17 protein-coding genes are annotated in these 18625 nt (G+C 62.1%); 6 read left to right on the top strand and 11 right to left on the bottom strand.

The genetic code is table 11. From position 1 onward, the window contains the following. Positions 1 to 203 precede the first annotated feature (203 nt). Positions 204 to 596 (bottom strand): 30S ribosomal protein S9, encoded by a 393-nt coding sequence (gene rpsI / locus OU419_RS05655; protein ID WP_017518120.1) that lies wholly within the window; start codon positions 594 to 596, stop codon positions 204 to 206. Positions 597 to 610: 14 nt separating this feature from the next. Continuing rightward, entirely contained in the window at positions 611 to 1039 is a 429-nt protein-coding gene (gene rplM / locus OU419_RS05650) for a 50S ribosomal protein L13 (protein ID WP_015475857.1), read from the bottom strand. Between the two features lie 245 nt (positions 1040 to 1284). On the opposite strand from rplM, the gene OU419_RS05645 reads away from it, so the two are divergent. Continuing rightward, positions 1285 to 2322, top strand: coding sequence for an NADP(H)-dependent aldo-keto reductase (locus OU419_RS05645; protein WP_254470979.1), 1038 nt, complete (start codon positions 1285 to 1287; stop codon positions 2320 to 2322). 54 nt (positions 2323 to 2376) lie between these two features. On the opposite strand, the gene OU419_RS05640 is transcribed toward OU419_RS05645, so the two are convergent. Next, positions 2377 to 3522 carry an acyl-CoA dehydrogenase family protein gene (locus OU419_RS05640; RefSeq protein ID WP_254470980.1) on the bottom strand — a complete coding sequence of 382 codons (1146 nt, stop codon included), beginning with the start codon at positions 3520 to 3522 and terminating at the stop codon, positions 2377 to 2379. Positions 3523 to 3775: 253 nt separating this feature from the next. Here OU419_RS05640 and OU419_RS05635 point away from each other — a divergent pair, with 253 nt between their 5' ends. Beyond that, a complete protein-coding gene (locus OU419_RS05635) occupies positions 3776 to 4675 on the top strand; it encodes a GlxA family transcriptional regulator (protein ID WP_254471395.1) in 900 nt (299 codons plus the stop codon). Between the two features lie 88 nt (positions 4676 to 4763). Then, positions 4764 to 5729 (top strand): hypothetical protein, encoded by a 966-nt coding sequence (locus OU419_RS05630; RefSeq protein WP_254470981.1) that lies wholly within the window; start codon positions 4764 to 4766, stop codon positions 5727 to 5729. An 84-nt stretch (positions 5730 to 5813) separates the two neighbouring features. Here OU419_RS05630 and zapE read toward each other — a convergent pair whose 3' ends face one another. From zapE to OU419_RS05615, 3 genes are all read right to left on the bottom strand, one after another. Continuing rightward, the gene (gene zapE / locus OU419_RS05625; protein WP_254470982.1) at positions 5814 to 6908 is read right to left on the bottom strand and encodes a cell division protein ZapE; all 1095 of its coding nucleotides are present in this window, start codon (positions 6906 to 6908) and stop codon (positions 5814 to 5816) included. Between the two features lie 95 nt (positions 6909 to 7003). Then, positions 7004 to 8347 (bottom strand): tryptophan--tRNA ligase, encoded by a 1344-nt coding sequence (locus OU419_RS05620; protein WP_254470983.1) that lies wholly within the window; start codon positions 8345 to 8347, stop codon positions 7004 to 7006. Between the two features lie 60 nt (positions 8348 to 8407). Further along, the gene (locus OU419_RS05615; protein WP_254470984.1) at positions 8408 to 9034 is read right to left on the bottom strand and encodes an alpha/beta hydrolase; all 627 of its coding nucleotides are present in this window, start codon (positions 9032 to 9034) and stop codon (positions 8408 to 8410) included. Positions 9035 to 9173: 139 nt separating this feature from the next. Here OU419_RS05615 and OU419_RS05610 point away from each other — a divergent pair, with 139 nt between their 5' ends. After that, on the top strand, positions 9174 to 9614 hold the full coding sequence (locus OU419_RS05610) for a YhcB family protein (protein WP_254470985.1): 441 nt from the start codon (positions 9174 to 9176) through the stop codon (positions 9612 to 9614). A gap of 175 nt (positions 9615 to 9789) precedes the next feature. Here the strand turns inward: OU419_RS05610 and cysN are convergent, their stop codons facing one another. Together cysN and cysD are read right to left on the bottom strand one after the other, a co-directional pair. After that, on the bottom strand, positions 9790 to 11691 hold the full coding sequence (cysN, locus tag OU419_RS05605; protein ID WP_254470986.1) for a sulfate adenylyltransferase subunit CysN: 1902 nt from the start codon (positions 11689 to 11691) through the stop codon (positions 9790 to 9792). 12 nt (positions 11692 to 11703) lie between these two features. Beyond that, a complete protein-coding gene (cysD, locus tag OU419_RS05600) occupies positions 11704 to 12621 on the bottom strand; it encodes a sulfate adenylyltransferase subunit CysD (protein ID WP_254470987.1) in 918 nt (305 codons plus the stop codon). Between the two features lie 381 nt (positions 12622 to 13002). On the opposite strand from cysD, the gene mltB reads away from it, so the two are divergent. Continuing rightward, positions 13003 to 14100, top strand: coding sequence for a lytic murein transglycosylase B (gene mltB, locus OU419_RS05595; protein WP_254470988.1), 1098 nt, complete (start codon positions 13003 to 13005; stop codon positions 14098 to 14100). A gap of 55 nt (positions 14101 to 14155) precedes the next feature. Here the strand turns inward: mltB and OU419_RS05590 are convergent, their stop codons facing one another. Continuing rightward, positions 14156 to 14914: a Nif3-like dinuclear metal center hexameric protein gene (locus tag OU419_RS05590; protein WP_254470989.1), complete on the bottom strand. Its 759-nt coding sequence runs from the start codon at positions 14912 to 14914 to the stop codon at positions 14156 to 14158. Between the two features lie 113 nt (positions 14915 to 15027). Here OU419_RS05590 and algW point away from each other — a divergent pair, with 113 nt between their 5' ends. Beyond that, positions 15028 to 16176 carry a Do family serine endopeptidase AlgW gene (gene algW, locus OU419_RS05585; RefSeq protein ID WP_254470990.1) on the top strand — a complete coding sequence of 383 codons (1149 nt, stop codon included), beginning with the start codon at positions 15028 to 15030 and terminating at the stop codon, positions 16174 to 16176. Positions 16177 to 16230: 54 nt separating this feature from the next. Here the strand turns inward: algW and hisC are convergent, their stop codons facing one another. Together hisC and hisD are read right to left on the bottom strand one after the other, a co-directional pair. Then, positions 16231 to 17286, bottom strand: coding sequence for a histidinol-phosphate transaminase (hisC, locus tag OU419_RS05580; protein ID WP_254470991.1), 1056 nt, complete (start codon positions 17284 to 17286; stop codon positions 16231 to 16233). A 3-nt stretch (positions 17287 to 17289) separates the two neighbouring features. Further along, on the bottom strand, positions 17290 to 18612 hold the full coding sequence (gene hisD, locus OU419_RS05575; RefSeq protein WP_254470992.1) for a histidinol dehydrogenase: 1323 nt from the start codon (positions 18610 to 18612) through the stop codon (positions 17290 to 17292). Positions 18613 to 18625: the final 13 nt, after the last annotated feature.

Below are 18625 nucleotides of genomic sequence, written 5' to 3'. Positions count from 1 at the left end.
TAAGTAAAAATTCGAGCCGCGCAAAAAATTCGCCAAATGGTAAAGAAAAGCCCTTGTGCTGACAAGGTAATAGCCTGACACGAAGTTAGCGAAACCCTTGCAGGGCGTGGCCTACGCGGATGCGACACCTTGCCGCACGAACAAACTACCGGCAAAAAAAAACGCCCAGTCCAAAGGACCGGGCGCTTTTCCGAAGCGTCGTATTAACGCTTGGAGTACTGCGGACGCTTACGCGCCTTACGCAGACCGACTTTCTTACGTTCAACTTCGCGAGCGTCGCGAGTGACGTAGCCAGCCTTGCGCAGCGGGCTGCGCAGGGTCTCGTCGTATTCGATCAGAGCGCGGGTAATACCGTGACGGATCGCACCAGCCTGACCGCTTACACCACCGCCAACGACGGTAACGTAGATATCGAACTTCTCGGTGTTCTCGGTCAGCTCGAGCGGCTGACGAACGACCATGCGAGCGGTCTCACGACCGAAGAATTGCTCGATGCTGCGGTTGTTGATGGAGATCTTGCCAGTACCCGGACGCAGGAAGACGCGAGCGGTAGCGGTCTTACGACGGCCAGTGCCGTAATTTTGAGTCGCCGACATGATGAGCTATCCCGTTAAATCTTCAGTTCTTGAGGCTGCTGAGCGGTATGCGGGTGATTGGCACCCTTGTACACTTTCAGCTTGCGGTACATGTCGCGGCCCAGCGGATTCTTCGGCAGCATGCCTTTTACGGCAGTCTCGATGACACGCTCAGGGGCCTTGGCGATCAGCTTCTCGAAGTTGATCGACTTGATACCGCCCGGGAAGCCCGAGTGATGGTAGTACATCTTGTCGGTAGCTTTGGCGCCAGTGACACGAACCTGCTCAGCGTTGATGACGACGATGTAGTCGCCAGTGTCAACGTGCGGGGTGTATTCCGGCTTGTGCTTGCCGCGCAGGCGGGTAGCAATCTCGGTAGCCAGACGACCCAGGGTCAGGCCAGCAGCGTCGACGACGAACCAGTCGCGCTTAACAGTTTCTGGTTTCGCGGTATAAGTTTTCATTCGTTATAGCCTCAGGGGCCGCCTGAAAATAAGACGGCGAATCTTACTGGACAGTGGTTGCCTTGACAAGTCAAGGACAGCCGAAGACAGACACGAATTGGGGCTCGGGTCGGTGTGCGTCCGTAACGACTAGATGTATCGATCGGCAGGCTTGGCATCCCCCACCGATGAAAGGCTGCGGAATTATGCAGATTCCGGCAGAATTTTCAACCGTATGACGCACTTGTTTTCATGAGGAGACCCGCATGCAGTACCGCCCGCTCGGCCGCACCGAATTGAAAGTCAGCGCCCTCTGCCTGGGAACCATGACCTGGGGCGAGCAGAATACCCAGAGCGAAGCTTTCGCCCAGATCGAACGAGCCAAGGCCGCTGGCCTGAATTTCATCGATACCGCCGAGATGTACCCGGTGCCGCCGCGTGCGGAAACCTACACCCGTACCGAGCAGATCATCGGCAACTGGTTCGCCCAGCGCGGCGATCGTGCTGAGTGGGTGCTCGCCAGCAAGATCGCCGGCCCCGGTAACTCCATCAGCCACATTCGTGACGGCCAGCCCAGGCTGGACCGCAAGAACATCGTCGCGGCCCTGGACGCCAGCCTGGAGCGCCTGCAGACCGACTGGATCGACCTGTACCAACTCCACTGGCCAGAGCGCAGCACCAACTTCTTCGGCCAACTCGGCTACCAGCACAAGGAAGAATCGTTCACTCCGCTTGAAGATACGCTGGAAGCCCTCGACGAGCAGGTCCGCGCCGGGAAGATTCGTCACATCGGCCTTTCCAATGAAACCCCCTGGGGAACCATGCGCTTCCTGCAGATCGCAAAGGAGCGTGGCTGGCCGCGTGCGGTGTCGATCCAAAACCCTTACAACCTCCTCAACCGCAGCTTCGAGGTAGGTCTTGCGGAAATCACCATTCGCGAGCAGATTGGCCTGCTGGCGTATTCGCCGATGGCCTTCGGCATGCTCTCGGGCAAGTACTTCGGCGGCGCACGCCCAGCCAACGCGCGGATCAGCCTGTTCAGCCGCTTCACCCGCTACACCAACCCTCAGAGCGAGCGCGCCTGCGACCGTTACGTGACCCTGGCCCGCGAGCACGGCCTGGACCCAGCGCAGATGGCCCTAGCCTTCGTCACCAGCCGCCCGTTCGTGACCAGCAACATCATTGGCGCCACCAGCCTCGAACAGTTGGAAGCCAACCTCGCGAGCGTTGAGCTGGACCTCTCGGACGAAGTGCTGGCCAGTATCGAGGCGATCCACAAGGATCAACCCAACCCGGCGCCCTGACCCTCGGCGCAACGAAAAAGCCCGGCCAATGCCGGGCTTTTTCATCCATGCGAGTTACAACGAGCGGGCGATGATTTCCTTCATGATCTCGTTGGTACCGGCATAAATGCGCTGCACTCGCGCGTCAGCCCAGGCACGTGCCACCGGGTACTCCCACATGTAGCCGTAGCCGCCATGCAGTTGCACGCACTCGTCGAGCACCTTGCACTGCAGGTCGGTGGTCCAGTACTTGGCCATCGCCGCGGTGGGCACGTCGAGCTTGCCCTCCAGATGCTGCTCCAGGCAGCGATCGACGAAGACCCGGCCAACCTGGATTTCAGTCGCCATTTCCGCCAGTTTGAAGCGAGTGTTCTGGAAATCCGCCACGGACTTGCCAAACGCCTTGCGCTCACGGGTGTACTCCAGCGTCCACTTCAGGGCCGCCTCGGCGGATGCCAGCGCACCCAGCGCCACGGTGAGACGCTCCTGGGGCAGTTCCTGCATCAGGTAGATGAAGCCCTGTCCTTCCTTGCCCAGCAGGTTTTCCTTGGGGATACGCACGTCCTGGAAGAACAGCTCGGATGTGTCCTGAGCCTTCATACCGACCTTTTCCAGGCGCTTGCCTTTACTGAAGCCCGGCGTACCGGCTTCGACCAGGAACAGACTGGTGCCCTTGGCGCCGGCCTTCGGGTCGGTCTTGGCCACCACTACGACCAGGTCGGCCAGCCAGCCGTTGGTGATGAAGGTCTTCGAACCGTTGATCACATACTCGTCACCGTCCAGCACAGCGGTGGTCTTCACGCCCTGTAGATCGGAGCCGGCGCCCGGCTCGGTCATCGCGATGGCCGAAACCATTTCACCGGAAATCAGTTTCGGCAGGTAATGTTGCTTCTGCGCCTCACTGCCGTAATGAAGGATGTATGGCGCAACGATGTCCGAATGCAGCGAGAAGCCGATGCCAGTCAAGCCCAGACGACCGATTTCCTCGATCACCACCGCACTGTAGAGGAAATCCGCCGCCATGCCGCCGTAGGTTTCGGGCAAGTGCGAGCAGAGCATTCCCGCCTCGCCCGCCTTGTTCCACAGCTTGCGGTCGATATGGCCGTCCTTTTCCCACTGAGCATGGAATGGCACCGCCTCCTGTTCGAGGAACTTGCGGACGCTGTCACGGAACAACTCGTGGTCGGAGCTGAACAGGGTTCTTGGAATCATGAGCTGCACCTGCGGATCGGATTGTTGGTTTTATTGGAACGCCGACTGTAGGCCACACCGCCCAGCCCCGCACTAGACACTTTCGCCAAAAAATAAGACGATCCAGCCGCATCATGACCGCTTTAGCGTCATGCATAGACATCCATAAGAAGTACAAGAATCGATGCCCATCCCAGCCTCCAACGTGCTGCGCCGTGTCAGCATTCTCGCCACCCACGGTGTCTTCGGCTCCACGCTCATGCAGGCCAAGGACTTCTTCCACATGGCCAGCCTGCGGCATGGCCGTCAGCAGGGCCGCGGCCTGCAACCCAGCTTCGAGACCCGCATCATCAGCCCCGATGGCAAGCCGGTGCTCAGTTTCAGCGGCGACAGCCTGCCAGTACAAGGGTGCCTGGACGAGCCGGAACTGATAATCCTTCCGGCCTTCTGGGGCGATTTCGACGAGCTTCTGAGCCACTACCCGGAGGTTTTGCCCTGGCTGCGGGAGCGCCATGCTGCCGGCAGCGTACTCTGCGGGGAAGTATCCGGCGTATTCTGGCTGGCGGAGGCCGGCCTTCTCGATGGCAAGGAGGCGACGACCTACTGGCGCTTCTTCCGAGAGTTTGCCGAGCGCTACCCGCGCGTGCTGCTCAACCAGGAAAAACACATCGCCGACGCCGACAACATTTATACCGCCGGTGGCCTCACCTCGGCCTGCGATCTCTACATCTACCTCATCGAGCGTTTCTGCGGCGCAGCGGTGGCCCAGGGCGTCGCCCGCGACATCCTCTACGAAGTCCAGCGCAGCTACGTGCCCGGCCGCCTGGGCTTCGGTGGCCAGAAGCTGCATCACGATCCGGCGATCCTGCAGATCCAGCACTGGCTCGAAGAGCACTTCTCCGACAAATTCCGTTTCGAAGACGTGGCCCGCGAACACGGCATGAGCATCCGCAACTTCATGCGGCGCTTCCAGACCGCCACCGGCGACAAGCCCCTTCACTACCTGCAGCGCCTGCGTATCGAAACCGCCCGCAACATGCTGTCCACCACCCGCAAGAGCATCAAGACCATCAGCTACGAAGTCGGCTACGACGATGCCAGTTTCTTCGCCCGCCTGTTCCGCCAGCACACCGGGCTGTCGCCGAATCACTACCGACGCCAGTACGAACAGAAGGAAGGCTGAAACACGCCATTCCTAGGATGGGTTCTCGTACCCGGACCGGGCCCTATGATCGACGGCCCCAACAACAAGAACCTCTCGGGATATCGCCATGCGCCGCTTTCTGCTTGCCCTGCTGGCCGTCCTCAGCGTGAACGCTGTGGCGGACGATAACTGGAAACCCTTCCCCTACGACCAGAGCGCGTTCGACTACAGCGGCGACAAGCTTCGCCAGGCCTGGCCCAGACTTACCCGCGGCTTCGGCGCGAACTACCCGTTCCCGGATGCGGATTGGGTTGTGACGATGGCAACGAAACATCCACAAGCCCTGGAAAAGACCGTCGCCGCCGGCACCGGCTTCACCGGCAAGCCGGAAGAGGCACAGCTCTATGCCGAAAGGCTGCAGGACGTATGGCGCAAAGTGTTCCGCGGCGACTTCGCCCAGGCAAAGAAGGAAGGCCTTGCGCTTGGCGCCGGCGGCCAGGTTCCGGCGATGTTCGCCCAGGTGCTCTACGCACTGTTCCTGGCACCGACTCAGGATGAGAAACAACGCCTGCTGGAGGAAGTGATCAGCTACACCGACCAGGCTGGCCCACTGCTCAACGCCGACCCCATCGCCCAGTTCGGACGCGCCTACGCCAAGGCACGCCTGGCTGAGGACCTGCCAGTACCGGTGGTGCTCAAGCGCGGTTACACAGGAGACATCCCCAAGGAGCTGGACGCGCTATTGGCCAACCAACCCAATCAACCATTCGCCCTGGCGCTATACGGCGGCTACGAGGCCGGCGTGATCCGCAAGGTCGGAAAGCTGGTGGGCAAAATGACCTACGGCGTCAGCGCGGACAAGATGGAGCAGTACTTCGCCCGCTCCTTCCGCGCCAGTGATGACCTGCCCATCGGCCACTACGAATATGCCAATGCACTGGGCTATGTGTACGGCGAGGACGAAGAACAGAAGGCCCTCGAACAATTGAAGAAGGCAGTGGCGATCAAACCGATCAACGCGATGGAATCGCTGGAAGTGGCCCATGCCCAGCAATTGCTGAAAAAGGCCGAGCAAGAGATGGCTCAGCGCTGATAGCCCTCTCCCGCGCTCATCACAGGACACTGAAATGAAAAAGGCTGCCCTCGGGCAGCCTTTTTCGTTCGCCGTACCGCCCCGTCATGGGCGGTGCGGGCGGCTCAGATATTCGTGAGACTGCATCTCGAGCAGACGGCTCAGGGTGCGCTGGAATTCGAACTCGAGACGACCGCCGGCATACAGATCCTTCAGTTCCACTTCGGCGGACAGAATCAGCTTGACGTTACGGTCGTAGAACTCATCCACCAGGTTGATGAAGCGGCGGGCCATATCGTCCTTGCTCACATTCATCTGCTCGACGTTGGAGATCAGGATCGCGTGGAAGATCTTCGCCAGTTCGATGTAATCGTTCTGGCTGCGCGGGCCGTCGCACAGCTCACGGAATTCGAACCAGGCCACGTCGTCACAGGTAATGCGCGCGCGAATCTCGCGGTTCTCGATCATCAGCGCATCGTCGCGGGTTGCCGCGGCGCAATCCGGGGTCAACGCCTTGAAGTCACGCATCATGGCCTGCTCAGCCTGCTCAGAGAGCGGCCAATGGTACAACTCGGCCTGCTCCAGGGCACGCAGACGGTAATCCACACCGCTATCGACGTTGACCACCTCGGTGTACTGCTTGACCAGCGCGATAGCCGGCAGGAAGCGGGCGCGCTGCAGGCCATCCTTGTACAGGCCGTCGGGCACGATATTGGAAGTCGCCACCAGGCTCACGCCGTTCTTGAACAGTTCTTCCAGCAGGGTCGCGAGGATCATCGCGTCGGTGATATCGGAGACGAAGAACTCGTCGAAGCAGATCACCCGGGCTTCGTCGGCGAATCGCTTGCCGATGATGGTCAGCGGATTCTTCTCGCCCTTGAGGGTTTTCATTTCTTCGTGCACACGCTTCATGAAGCGGTGGAAGTGCGTACGCATCTTCTGCTTGAACGGCAGCGCTTCGAAGAAGGTGTCCACCAGGTAGGTCTTGCCACGACCGACACCACCCCAGAAATACAGACCCTTGACAGGCTCCTGGGACTTCCGGCCCAACAGTTTGCCGAACAGGCCGGACTTGCCTTTTTCGGCGGCGACAAGGTCATCGTAGAGGCGTTGCAGATGCTTCACGGCATTGGCTTGTGCAGCATCGTGGAAGAAATCGGGGCGTTTCAGGTCTTCCTGGTAGCGCTGAAGGGGCGTCATGATCGGTAGCAAGGCAACGAAAACGGGGGCGAACACTTTAGCGGCGCCCCCGTTGCTTGGCAATTGGCCGGTAGTCGGACCGGCCTGCCGCAGCCTCACTCCCGGGGAATGAGGGCCTCGCGCAGACGCTGCATGGCCGCGTCGCGCTCCGCGTCGGTAGAGAACTCAGGGCTATAGGCCACAGCCTCGCCATCCAACTGCACACTGAAGGTATTCAGCTCTGCGCGCAGGAACAGTTCCTCGGATTGCAGACGCTTACTGACGTGCCCCGCCGCCTTGCCGTCCGCGAAGGCGACGGACAGTAGCAACTGCTCGCCAGCGGCGTCCAGCAGACGGAAACGGAAGCTGCCATCAGCTTCACGGAAGCTGACGAAGCGCGCACTCTTGGCCGCCTTCTTCTTGCCTTCGGTGGCAACCTGCACCTGCTCGCGGAACGACCGCAGGCCAACGGCCTCGCGCAGCTCGCCGAGGAACGGAGTTGCGATGCGACGGGCCTTGGCGGCGCCAGCCAGGAGGATGTCTTCCAGGTCTGCCGGGCGAGTGATCAGCGCGTGGTAACGCTCACGAGCTTCTCCCAGCTCGCGGTCGAGCAGTTCGAAGAGACGCTGCTTGGCTTCGCCCCAGGCCAGGCCGCCGATCAGCTCGGCGCGGAATGCAGCCTGCTGCTCGGCCGTGGCAAATGCCTGGTACAAAGTGAAAAGGTGCGAGTTGTCCGGATCCTTCGGCTCGCCCGGCGCACGGGAGTCAGTCACGATACGCGCCACGGCGTCCTTGAGCTGCTTGGCGGTGCCGAACAGAGGAATGGTGTTGTCGTAGCTTTTGGACATCTTGCGACCATCCAGGCCCGGCAAGGTTGCCACGTCCTCTTCGATCACCACTTCCGGCAGGGTGAACAGCTCCTTGCCGTTGCCGAAGAGATGGTTGAAACGCTGGCCGATGTCGCGGGCCATCTCGACGTGCTGGATCTGGTCGCGGCCGACCGGAACCTTGTGCGCGTTGAACATCAGGATGTCCGCCGCCATCAGCACCGGATAACTGTACAGCCCCATCGTGACACCGGCATCCGGGTCTTCGCCAGCCTCGACGTTCTTGTCCACCGACGCCTTGTAGGCGTGGGCACGGTTCAGAAGCCCCTTGGCAGTGACGCAGGTGAGCAGCCAGGTCAGTTCGGGAATCTCGGGAATATCGGACTGGCGATAGAAGGTCGCCTTTTCAGCATCCAGGCCGCAGGCCAGCCAGGTTGCGGCGATCTCTAGGCGCGAACGCTGGATGCGCGCCGGATCATCGCACTTGATCAGTGCATGGTAATCGGCCAGGAAATAGAAGGAATCCGCCTGCGGATCGCGGCTGGCGACAATGGCCGGGCGAATAGCGCCGGCGTAGTTGCCCAGGTGCGGAGTACCGGTGGTGGTGATGCCGGTCAGGATACGGGTCGTCATGGGAATCCAGGAATCAACACAAATGAAATGGCGGGCCGGATGTTAACGCGGCGCGCCAACCTAGGCGAGCCGGGCCTGAATCAGGTCCTTGAGCTCGATCAGCTTGCCGTGGAAGAAATGGCTGCACTCGGGAACACGAATCAGCTCGTGGGGCTTGCTCAGCTCGGCGCTCCACGCATAAACGCGCTCAGGCGTTACGACTTCGTCGGCTTCCGGCTGGATCACCGTCAGCGGGCAACGCTCGGGCAGGTCGACATCGAAACGCTCCACAGGCGGCGCCAGCATGAACAGTTGCGCCAGTACTGCGCCCTGCGCCTCCAACCGCCCAGCGGCGTTGCCCGCCACGCAGGAGCCGAAGGAGAAGCCCATCAGCGTCAGCGGCAGTGCCGGATGCCGCTCCGCCATCCAATGCGCGGCGGCCAGCGCATCGTCGATCTCGCCGCGGCCCTCGGCATAACTGCCGGCGCTCTGGCCCACACCACGAAAGTTGAAACGCAGAGTGGCGTATCCTGCATCGCGTGCGGCACGCTGCAGGGTGGCGACCACCTTGTTCTGCATGGTGCCGGCGAACAGCGGATGCGGATGGCAGATCAGTGCGACGCCCTTGGCGCCTGGCGTATCGAGGTACAGGGCTTCCAACTGGCCGTCGGGGCCATCGAGGAACAGGGGAATTTCGCGGGCGGTCAAACAGCAACTCCGTGACCCCGTGGCGGGTCGTCTCGTCTAGCACAATACCTGCGCCGGCGGCGAAGCGTTCGCCACGGTATACAAGCACAGGTGCAAGCCGCTAACGTAAAGCAAAGCCGTCTATAGAGGAAGGATTCGCGTGGAACAGTCCCTCACCACCTGGTTGCTGCCGGTAATCGCCCTGATCGTCGGGGTTGGCATTGGTTTCCTGGTCGCCCGCCTGCTGCCCAACGCCGCGCCGAACAAGCTGCAGCGTCAAGTGGACGACATGCAGGATCGTTTCGATAGCTACCAGCGCGAAGTGGTGACCCACTTCAACACCTCCGCCAGCCTGATGAAAAAGCTCACCCAGAGCTACCAGGACGTTCAGGATCATCTGTCCGAAGGTGCCGAACGCCTGGCCCTGGACGAGCAGACCAAGCAGCGCCTGCTGGCCGCCCTGCACGCCGATGAATATCCGGAGCGCCGCGAGCGCCTGACGCCGCCAGCCAGCAACGAGGCCCCGAAGGACTACGCACCCAAGTCTGCCGAGGGCCCTGGCACCCTGGACGAGACGTACGGATTGAAAGGCAAGTACTGAATCGGAAAGCCCCGCCTCGGCGGGGCTTTTTCATGTGCGGGAAGGGACACCGCCATGAGCCCCCGCGTGCGAACGCACGCCCGAGTACTCCGCGGCTAACCAAACCAGCTCACCACCGCGAAACGCGAAAGAAAAGCCCCGCGCTGCGGGGCTTCTTCAGTTCATAGCATCGCGATCAGATCGCGCCACGCTGGCGAAGCAGATCGAGAACAGCCTTTACGCCGTCTTCCACCGACTGGGTCTGGGTATCGATCACCAGGTCGGCATCCAGCGGCACGTCGAACGGGAAGGATTCGCCCGGGATGTTGTCCTGGCCGGCAGCATACAGGCCCTGCGGGTCGCGCTCGCGGCAGACCTGCGGGGAAGCCTGGACGTAGACGGTCATCAGACGCTCTGCACCGATGATCGACTTCGCCTGCTCGCGACCTTCGGCGCTGGGCGCAACGAAGGCGCACAGGCTAATCAGGCCAGCTTCGTTGAACTGCTTGGCAACGTGGGCGGTGCGCAGCCAGTTTTCAGTGCGGCCGGCACGATCCTGCGGCAGCCCCTTGTTCAGGTCGTGGCGCAGGTTCTGGCCGTCCAGCACGTAGACAGCACGGCCCATGTCGAACAGCTTGCGCTCGACAGCGTACGCCAACGTGCTCTTGCCCGCTCCGGAGAGGCCGCTGAACAGCACGGTGGCAGGCTGCTGGCCGAAGCGCGCTGCGCGCTCCTCGCGAGCAACGTGCGCATTGGCGCCGTGGTGCGAGGAAGTACCCTGCCCGGCCTGCGGCACGGCGATGATCATGCCGGCACCGACGGTGCCGTTGGTCAGGCGGTCGATGACGATGAAGGCGCCGGTGGTGCGATTCTGGTCATAACCATCCAGCGCGATAGGCGCATCCAGGCTGACCTTCACACGGGCAATCTCGTTGAGCTTGAGTTCGCTGGCGGCGGTTTCTTCGAGCGTATTCACGTCCACCTTGTGAGTGATGCTCGGAATCGAGCCCGGCACATAGCTGGTGGCGCGCTTGATGTCGTACTTCTTGCCCGGCAGCATCGGCTCTTCGGCCATCCACACCAGCATGGCGTCGAAGCCGTCGGTCACCTGCGGGCGATTGTCGGCATGCACCAGCATGTCGCCGCGGGAAACGTCGATTTCGTCTTCCAGGGTCAGAGTAATGGCCTGGCCAGGGCCAGCCTGCTCCAGCTCACCCTCGAAAGTGACGATGGACTTCACCTTGCTGCCCTTGCCCGACGGCAGCGCGACGACATCGTCGCCCTTGCGCACGATGCCGCTGGCCAGAGTACCAGCGAAACCGCGGAAGTTCAGGTTGGGACGGTTGACGTACTGCACCGGGAAGCGCATGTCGTCGAGGTTGCGGTCACCGGAAATCTCGACCGACTCGAGAATTTCCATCAGCGACTGGCCGGTGTACCACGGCGAGCGCTCGGACTTGTTGACCACGTTGTCGCCCTTGAGCGCCGACATCGGCACGAAATGCAGCGAGCTGGTCTTGAGATTGATTTTCTCGGCGAAGGCCAGGTAGTCGGCCTTGATCTGCTCGAAGACACCCTCGTCGAAGTTCTTGAGGTCCATCTTGTTGATGGCCACGACGATGTGCTTGATGCCCAGCAGCGAGGCGATGAAACTGTGCCGGCGAGTCTGGGTCTGCACACCGTAGCGGGCATCGATCAGGATGATGGCCAGGTCGCAGGTGGAAGCGCCGGTAGCCATGTTACGGGTGTACTGCTCATGGCCGGGGGTGTCGGCGATGATGAACTTGCGCTTGGCGGTGCTGAAGTAGCGGTACGCCACATCGATTGTGATGCCCTGCTCGCGCTCGGCCTGCAGGCCGTCTACCAGCAGCGCCAGGTCGACGTCGTCGCCGGTGGTGCCGACTTTCTTCGAGTCACGGGTGATGGCCTCGAGGTGGTCCTCGTAGATCATCTTGGAGTCGTGCAGCAGGCGCCCGATCAGGGTGCTCTTGCCGTCGTCGACGTTGCCACAGGTGAGGAAACGCAGGAGTTCCTTGCGCTCGTGCTGGGCCAGGTAAGCGAGGATGTCCTCGCTGATCAGATCGGATTGATGCGACATGGTGCGAGAACCTTAGAAGTAGCCCTGACGTTTCTTTTCTTCCATCGAACCGGCCTGGTCATGGTCGATGACCCGGCCCTGGCGCTCGGAAGTGCGCGTCAGCAGCATTTCCTGGATGATTTCCGGCAGCGAAGTAGCGGTGGATTCCACCGCGCCGGTGAGCGGGTAGCAGCCCAGGGTGCGGAAGCGCACCATCTTCTTCTGGATGCTGGCCTTCTGCTCGGGCGTGAGGTGCTCGAGGATGCGCTCGTCGTCGATCATGATCAGCGCGCCGTTCATCTCGATGACCTCGCGCTCTGCGGCGAAGTACAACGGGACGATCGGGATCTGCTCCAGGTAGATGTATTGCCAGATGTCCAGCTCGGTCCAGTTGGACAGCGGGAAGACGCGGATCGACTCGCCCTTCTTCACCTTGCCGTTGTAGACGTTCCACAGCTCCGGGCGCTGGTTCTTAGGGTCCCAGCGGTGCTTGCTGTCGCGGAAGGAGTATACGCGTTCCTTGGCGCGGGACTTCTCCTCGTCGCGGCGGGCGCCACCGAAGGCGGCATCGAAGCCGTACTTGTCGAGGGCCTGCTTGAGGCCCTCGGTCTTCATGATGTCGGTATGCTTGGCGCTGCCGTGGGTGAACGGGTTGATATCCTGCGCCACGCCATCGGGGTTGATGTGGGTGATCAGGTCCAGGCCCATGTCGGCGACCATCTTGTCGCGGAAGCGGTACATCTCCTGGAACTTCCAGCGAGTATCGACGTGCATGACCGGGAACGGCAGCTTGCCGGGGAAGAACGCCTTGCGCGCCAGGTGCAGCATCACGGCGCTGTCCTTGCCGATCGAGTACAGCATCACCGGGTTATCGAACTCGGCGGCGACCTCACGGATGATGTGGATGCTTTCCGCTTCCAGCTGTTTCAGATGCGTCAGTTTGTCGACCATGGCTACTCACGGAATTGCTTATGGACGGCCTTCGGGCCGTAGACGAGGGCGCACTCTAACACAGCGCAAGACTCTAACCGGCCCGCCTTTTATACCGAAAAAATATACTCATATAGCCGTCCGCATTCACGGCTGCAGACGGCGTGATTACTGGTATTACCGCCTTTTTTGCACAGCACTCGGGCGCCATTCCGGAAACCGGCTTTCGACCCTCGAGGTTCCTTGCCAACTCTCCTCCGGCGGGCTCCATCGGCACCACCGCCGGCCATCTGAAAACCAGCCCAGGGCGCGTCCTGCAACAGACCGCAACGCACCGCCCGCTTGCCTGGGATACGCTCTGCGCTAGCATAGCCAGCACTTTCCTGCCCCAGAAGATTTCCCATGCGCCGCATCGCTCTCGCTCTGCCAATACTCGTCCTCATCTCGGCGTGCAGCAGCAAACCCACTCCCGCGCCCAAGCCTGCCGCCAAGCCGCAGCCGCCGACGCTCATCACTCCCAGCGCACACCCGGCCTTCGGCTCGGTGCAACCGATCACGCCGCTGCGTGGCGACTTCGCCGGCAATATCGAGGCGCAGCGATTCATCGACCGGATGGTTGCCCAGCACAACTTCAACCGGCAGGACCTGCAGGACCTGTTCTCCCAGACCCGTGAGCTGGACTGGGTAATTCGCCTGATGGACCGCCAGGCCCCGACCTACACGCCACCCTCCGGCCCCAACGGTGCCTGGCTGCGTTACCGGAAGAAGTTCATCACCCCGGACAACGTGCAGAACGGCGTGCTGTTCTGGAACCAGTACGAAGCCGACCTGCAACGCGCCTACCGGACCTACGGCGTACCGCCGGAAATCATCGTCGGCATCATTGGCGTGGAAACCCGATGGGGGCGAGTGATGGGCAAGACGCGGATCATCGACGCACTGGCCACGCTGTCATTCTCCTACCCGCGCCGCGCAGAGTTCTTCAGCGGCGAACTGGAGCAGTTCCTCCTGCAGGCACGCAAGGAGGGCGATGATCCGCTGGCGCTGCGCGGCTCATACGCCGGCGCTATGGGCTACGGGCAATTCATGCCGTCATCCTTCACCCAATACGCAGTGGACTTCGATGGCGACGGCCACATCGATCTGTGGAACCCTCGCGATGCAATCGGCAGTGTCGCCAACTACTTCAAGCAGCACGGCTGGATCACCAGCGACCTGGTTGCCATACCCGCGACCGGCCAGGCGCCATCACTGGAGGACGGCTTCAAGACCATGTACCCGGTCAATACCCTCTCCGCCGCCGGTCTGCGCCCCCAGGGCTCGCTCAACGGGCACCAGCAGGCGAGCCTGCTGCGCCTGGACATGGGGCGCAACTACCAGTACTGGTACGGCTTGCCGAACTTCTACGTAATCACCCGCTACAACCACAGCACACACTACGCGATGGCCGTTTGGGAACTGGGCAAGGCGGTTGACCGCCAACGCCACGGTTACCGCTGAGACAATGCCAAAGGGCCGGCTCGATGAGACGGCCTTTCTCGTTGGATGAGCCTCGTCAGGCTGGGTTCGGGCAATCGATGAACAAGTGCTCGATAGCGAAGCGCCTGGCCAGATAGTCACCCAGCGCCTGTACCCCGTAGCGTTCGGTAGCGTGATGGCCGGCGGCGATGAATGTGATGCCATTCTCCCGCGCGCTATGCACTGTCTGCTCGGAAACTTCGCCGGTCAGATAGGCATCCACTCCGGCGTCAATCGCCTGGTCGATGTAGCCCTGCGCACCGCCGGTGCACCAGGCGATGCGCCTGACAGGCTGCTCCCCTTCGACCAGCAGCGGCTCGCGTCCCAGCGAGTCGCGGACGTGGCGAGCCAGATCGCTCGGCAACATGGGCTCGGACAACGAGCCCAGCAGCACGATGGAGCGCGGGTTGCCCGGCTCCAGCGGCCCCTCCACCTCAAAACCAAGCTGGCGGGCCAACTGGATGTTGTTGCCCACTTCAGGATGCAGATCCAGCGGAAGGTGATAGGCCAGCAGGCTGATGTCATTGTTCAGCAGCGTCTTCAGACGGCGTTGCTTCATGCCGACCACGCAGGGATTCTCACCCTTCCAGAAATAGCCGTGGTGGACCAGCACCACATCGGCATCGGCTTCAACCGCCGCATCGAGCAGTGCCTGGCTTGCAGTGACGCCGCTGACGATACGGCGCACCTGCGGCCGTCCCTCGACTTGCAGGCCGTTGGGGCAGTAATCCTGGATCTTTGCAGCGTCCAGATAACGATCCGCTTCCTCGACCAGAGTACACAGTGCGATAGCCATCGAAATTCCTCCAACATCGGCGGCGGGCGTCTATTTTCTTAGCCCGCCGCCCGTATAATGGCCGCCACCCTATCGGCCATCTCCCGGCCAAGCAACCCCAAGGATTTTCTTCGATGCTGAAGGCCCTGCGTTTCCTCGGCTGGCCCGTGCTGGTTGGCGTCCTGCTGGCGCTTCTGATCATCCAGCACAACCCTCAGTGGGTCGGTCTTCCGCAACAGGAAGTGCACCTGCAGCAAGCCCCGCTTCTCAGCCGCATCCAGCAAGGCCCCGTCAGCTACGCCGATGCCGTGACCCGCGCCGCGCCGGCCGTAGCCAACCTGTACACCACCAAGATGGTCAGCAAGCCGAGCAACTCGATGCTCGACGACCCGCTGTTCCGCCGCTTCTTCGGCGATAACCTGCCGCAGCAGAAACGCATGGAGTCCAGCCTGGGCTCGGCGGTGATCATGAGCCCCGAAGGCTACCTGCTGACCAACAACCACGTGACCGCCGGCGCCGACCAGATCATCGTAGCCCTGCGCGACGGCCGCGAGACTATCGCCCGCCTGGTGGGCAGCGATCCCGAGACCGACCTTGCGGTCCTCAAGATCGACCTCAAGGACCTGCCTTCGATCCTGCTCGGCCGCTCCGACGGCATACGCACCGGCGACGTCTGTCTGGCCATCGGTAACCCCTTTGGCGTCGGCCAGACCGTCACGATGGGCATCATCAGCGCCACTGGGCGCAACCAGCTCGGCCTGAACACCTACGAAGACTTCATCCAGACAGACGCAGCGATCAACCCCGGCAACTCCGGCGGTGCACTGGTGGATGCCAACGGCAACCTGATCGGTATCAACACAGCAATCTTCTCCAAGTCCGGTGGCTCTCAGGGCATCGGCTTCGCCATTCCGACCAAGCTCGCCCTGGAAGTCATGCAGTCGATCATCGAGCACGGCCAGGTGATTCGCGGCTGGCTGGGCGTGGAAGTGCAGCCGCTGACTCCGGAACTGGCGGAATCCTTCGACCTCACGGACAAGGCAGGTATCGTCGTCGCCGGCGTCTACCGCGATGGCCCGGCTGCCCGGGCGGGCCTGCTGCCGGGCGACATCATCCTGAACATCGACGGAGAGGCCGCCAGCGATGGTCGCCGCTCGATGAACCAGGTGGCACGCACCAAGCCTGGCGAGAGGATCACCATCGAGGTACTGCGCAACGGCAAGCCAGTGACGCTCAACGCCGAAGTGGGCCTGCGCCCGCCACCAGTGCCCAGCGGTGGCTGAAGCCAGCACGAAAAACGGCGCCCTCGGGCGCCGTTTTCCTTTACCGCAGCCGCCTTACAGCTTCAGGCGCAGGGCGTCCAGCAGAGCCTGATTCTGCTCGTCGGTGCCGATGCTGATGCGCAGGAACTGGTTGATCCGCGCCTGCTTGAAGTGGCGCACGATCACGCCCTCCTCGCGCAGAGCGGCAGCCAGTTCGGCACCGTCACGCTGCGGGTGACGGGCAAAGATGAAATTGGCCGCAGAGGGCAGCACGTCGAAGCCCAGGGTCCTGAGCTCGGCAACCAGCTTCTCGCGACTGTGGATAACCGCGTTGCAGGTCTGCTCGAAGTAAGCCTGATCCTCGAAGGATGCTACGGCTCCGGCCAATGCAAGACGGTCCAGCGGGTAGGAGTTGAAGCTGTTCTTCACTCGCTCCAGCGCTTCGATCAGGTCCTCGTGGCCGACCGCGAAGCCGACCCGCAGGCCCGCCAGCGAGCGCGACTTGGACAAGGTCTGCGCCACCAGCAGGTTCGGATAGCGGTTCACCAGCGAAATCGCGGATTCACCACCGAAATCGACATACGCCTCGTCCACCAGCACCACGCTGTCCGGGCTGGCTTGCAACATCCGCTCGACGGCTTCCAGCGGCAGCAGGCAGCCGGTGGGAGCGTTGGGGTTGGGGAAGATAATGCCGCCGTTGGTGCGCGCGTAGTCCTCAATACGGATCTGGAACTGCCCATCCAGCGGCACGGCCTCGAAATCGATGCCATAGAGGCCACAATAGACCGGGTAGAAGCTATAGCTGATATCCGGGAACAACAGTGGCTTGCCGTGCTGGAACAACGCGTGGAAGGCGTGGGCCAGGACCTCATCCGAACCATTACCGACGAACACCTGGGAAGCCTTGACGCCGTGATACCCGGCGATGGCCTGCTTCAGGCGGTCGGCATTGGGGTCCGGGTACAGCCGCAGCGTGTCATTCAGCTCGGCCTGAATGGCAGCGATCACTTTCGGCGACGGGCCATAGGGGTTCTCGTTGGTGTTCAGCTTCACCAGCTTGGCAAGCTTCGGCTGCTCACCCGGGACGTAAGGCACCAGCTCCTTGACGAAGGGACTCCAGAATTTGCTCATATCTTATTCACTCTTCCCATCGAGAATACGGAATTCGGCGCTGCGCGCGTGTGCGGTCAGGGACTCGCCACGGGCCAGGATGGACGCGGTCTTGCCAAGTTCCGACGCCCCCGGCGCAGAGCAGAAAATGATCGAGGAGCGCTTCTGGAAATCGTACACACCCAGCGGCGAGGAGAAGCGCGCGGTGCCGGAGGTCGGCAGCACGTGGTTCGGGCCGGCGCAATAGTCGCCCAGAGCCTCGGCGGTGTAGCGGCCCATGAAGATGGCGCCAGCGTGGCGGATCTTCGGCAGCCAGCTTTCCGGGTCGGCGACCGATAGCTCCAGGTGCTCCGGCGCAATACGGTTGGCGACCTGGCAGGCCTGTTCCTGATCGGCGACCAGAATCAGCGCGCCACGGTTGCTCAGGGAGGTGCGGATGATCTCCGCGCGCTCCATTGTCGGCAGCAGTTTCTCGATGCTGGCCGCGACCTTGTCGAGAAACTCGGCGTCCGGGCTGACCAGAATCGACTGGGCGTCCTCGTCATGTTCGGCCTGGGAGAACAGGTCCATCGCGATCCAGTCCGGATCGGTGCCACCGTCGCAGACCACGAGGATCTCCGAGGGCCCGGCGATCATGTCGATACCCACCTGACCGAACACGTGGCGCTTGGCGGTGGCGACATAGATGTTGCCCGGACCGACGATCTTGTCCACCTGCGGCACGCTCTCGGTGCCATAGGCCAGCGCGGCCACGGCTTGCGCACCGCCGATGGTGAAGACACGGTCGACGCCGGCGATACAGGCGGCGGCCAGGACGATTTCATTGATCTCGCCGCGCGGGGTCGGCACCACCATAACCACTTCGGCGACACCGGCGACCTTGGCCGGAATGGCGTTCATCAGAACGGAAGACGGGTAGGACGCCTTGCCCCCCGGAACATACAGGCCAGCACGATCCAGCGGGGTGACCTGCTGGCCGAGCACGGTGCCATCGGCTTCGGTGTAGCGCCAGGAGTCCTGTTTCTGCTTCTCGTGGTAGCTGCGCACGCGCTCGGCGGCGGTTTCCAGAGCCTTGCGCTGGGCCGGGGTGATGCGGGTCAGGGCCAGTTCCAGGCGCTCGCGCGGCAGGATCAGGTCGGCCATCGCCTGAGCGTCGACACCGTCGAAACGCTGGGTGAACTCCACCACGGCGGCATCACCACGGCTGCGCACATCAGCGATGATGTCCAGCACGCGCTGGTTCACCGCGTCGTCGGATACGCTTTCCCAGGAGAGCAGATGGTCCAGATGACGCGCGAAGTCCGGATCGGCGGCGTTGAGTCGACGGATAACGAAGGGTGCGGTCATAGCTGGCCTCTTT

This window comes from Pseudomonas triclosanedens (genome assembly GCF_026686735.1).
GTDB lineage: Bacteria > Pseudomonadota > Gammaproteobacteria > Pseudomonadales > Pseudomonadaceae > Pseudomonas > Pseudomonas triclosanedens.
Note: the sequence above shows the minus strand (reverse complement) of the source record. Positions and strands in the feature narration are given on the sequence as shown.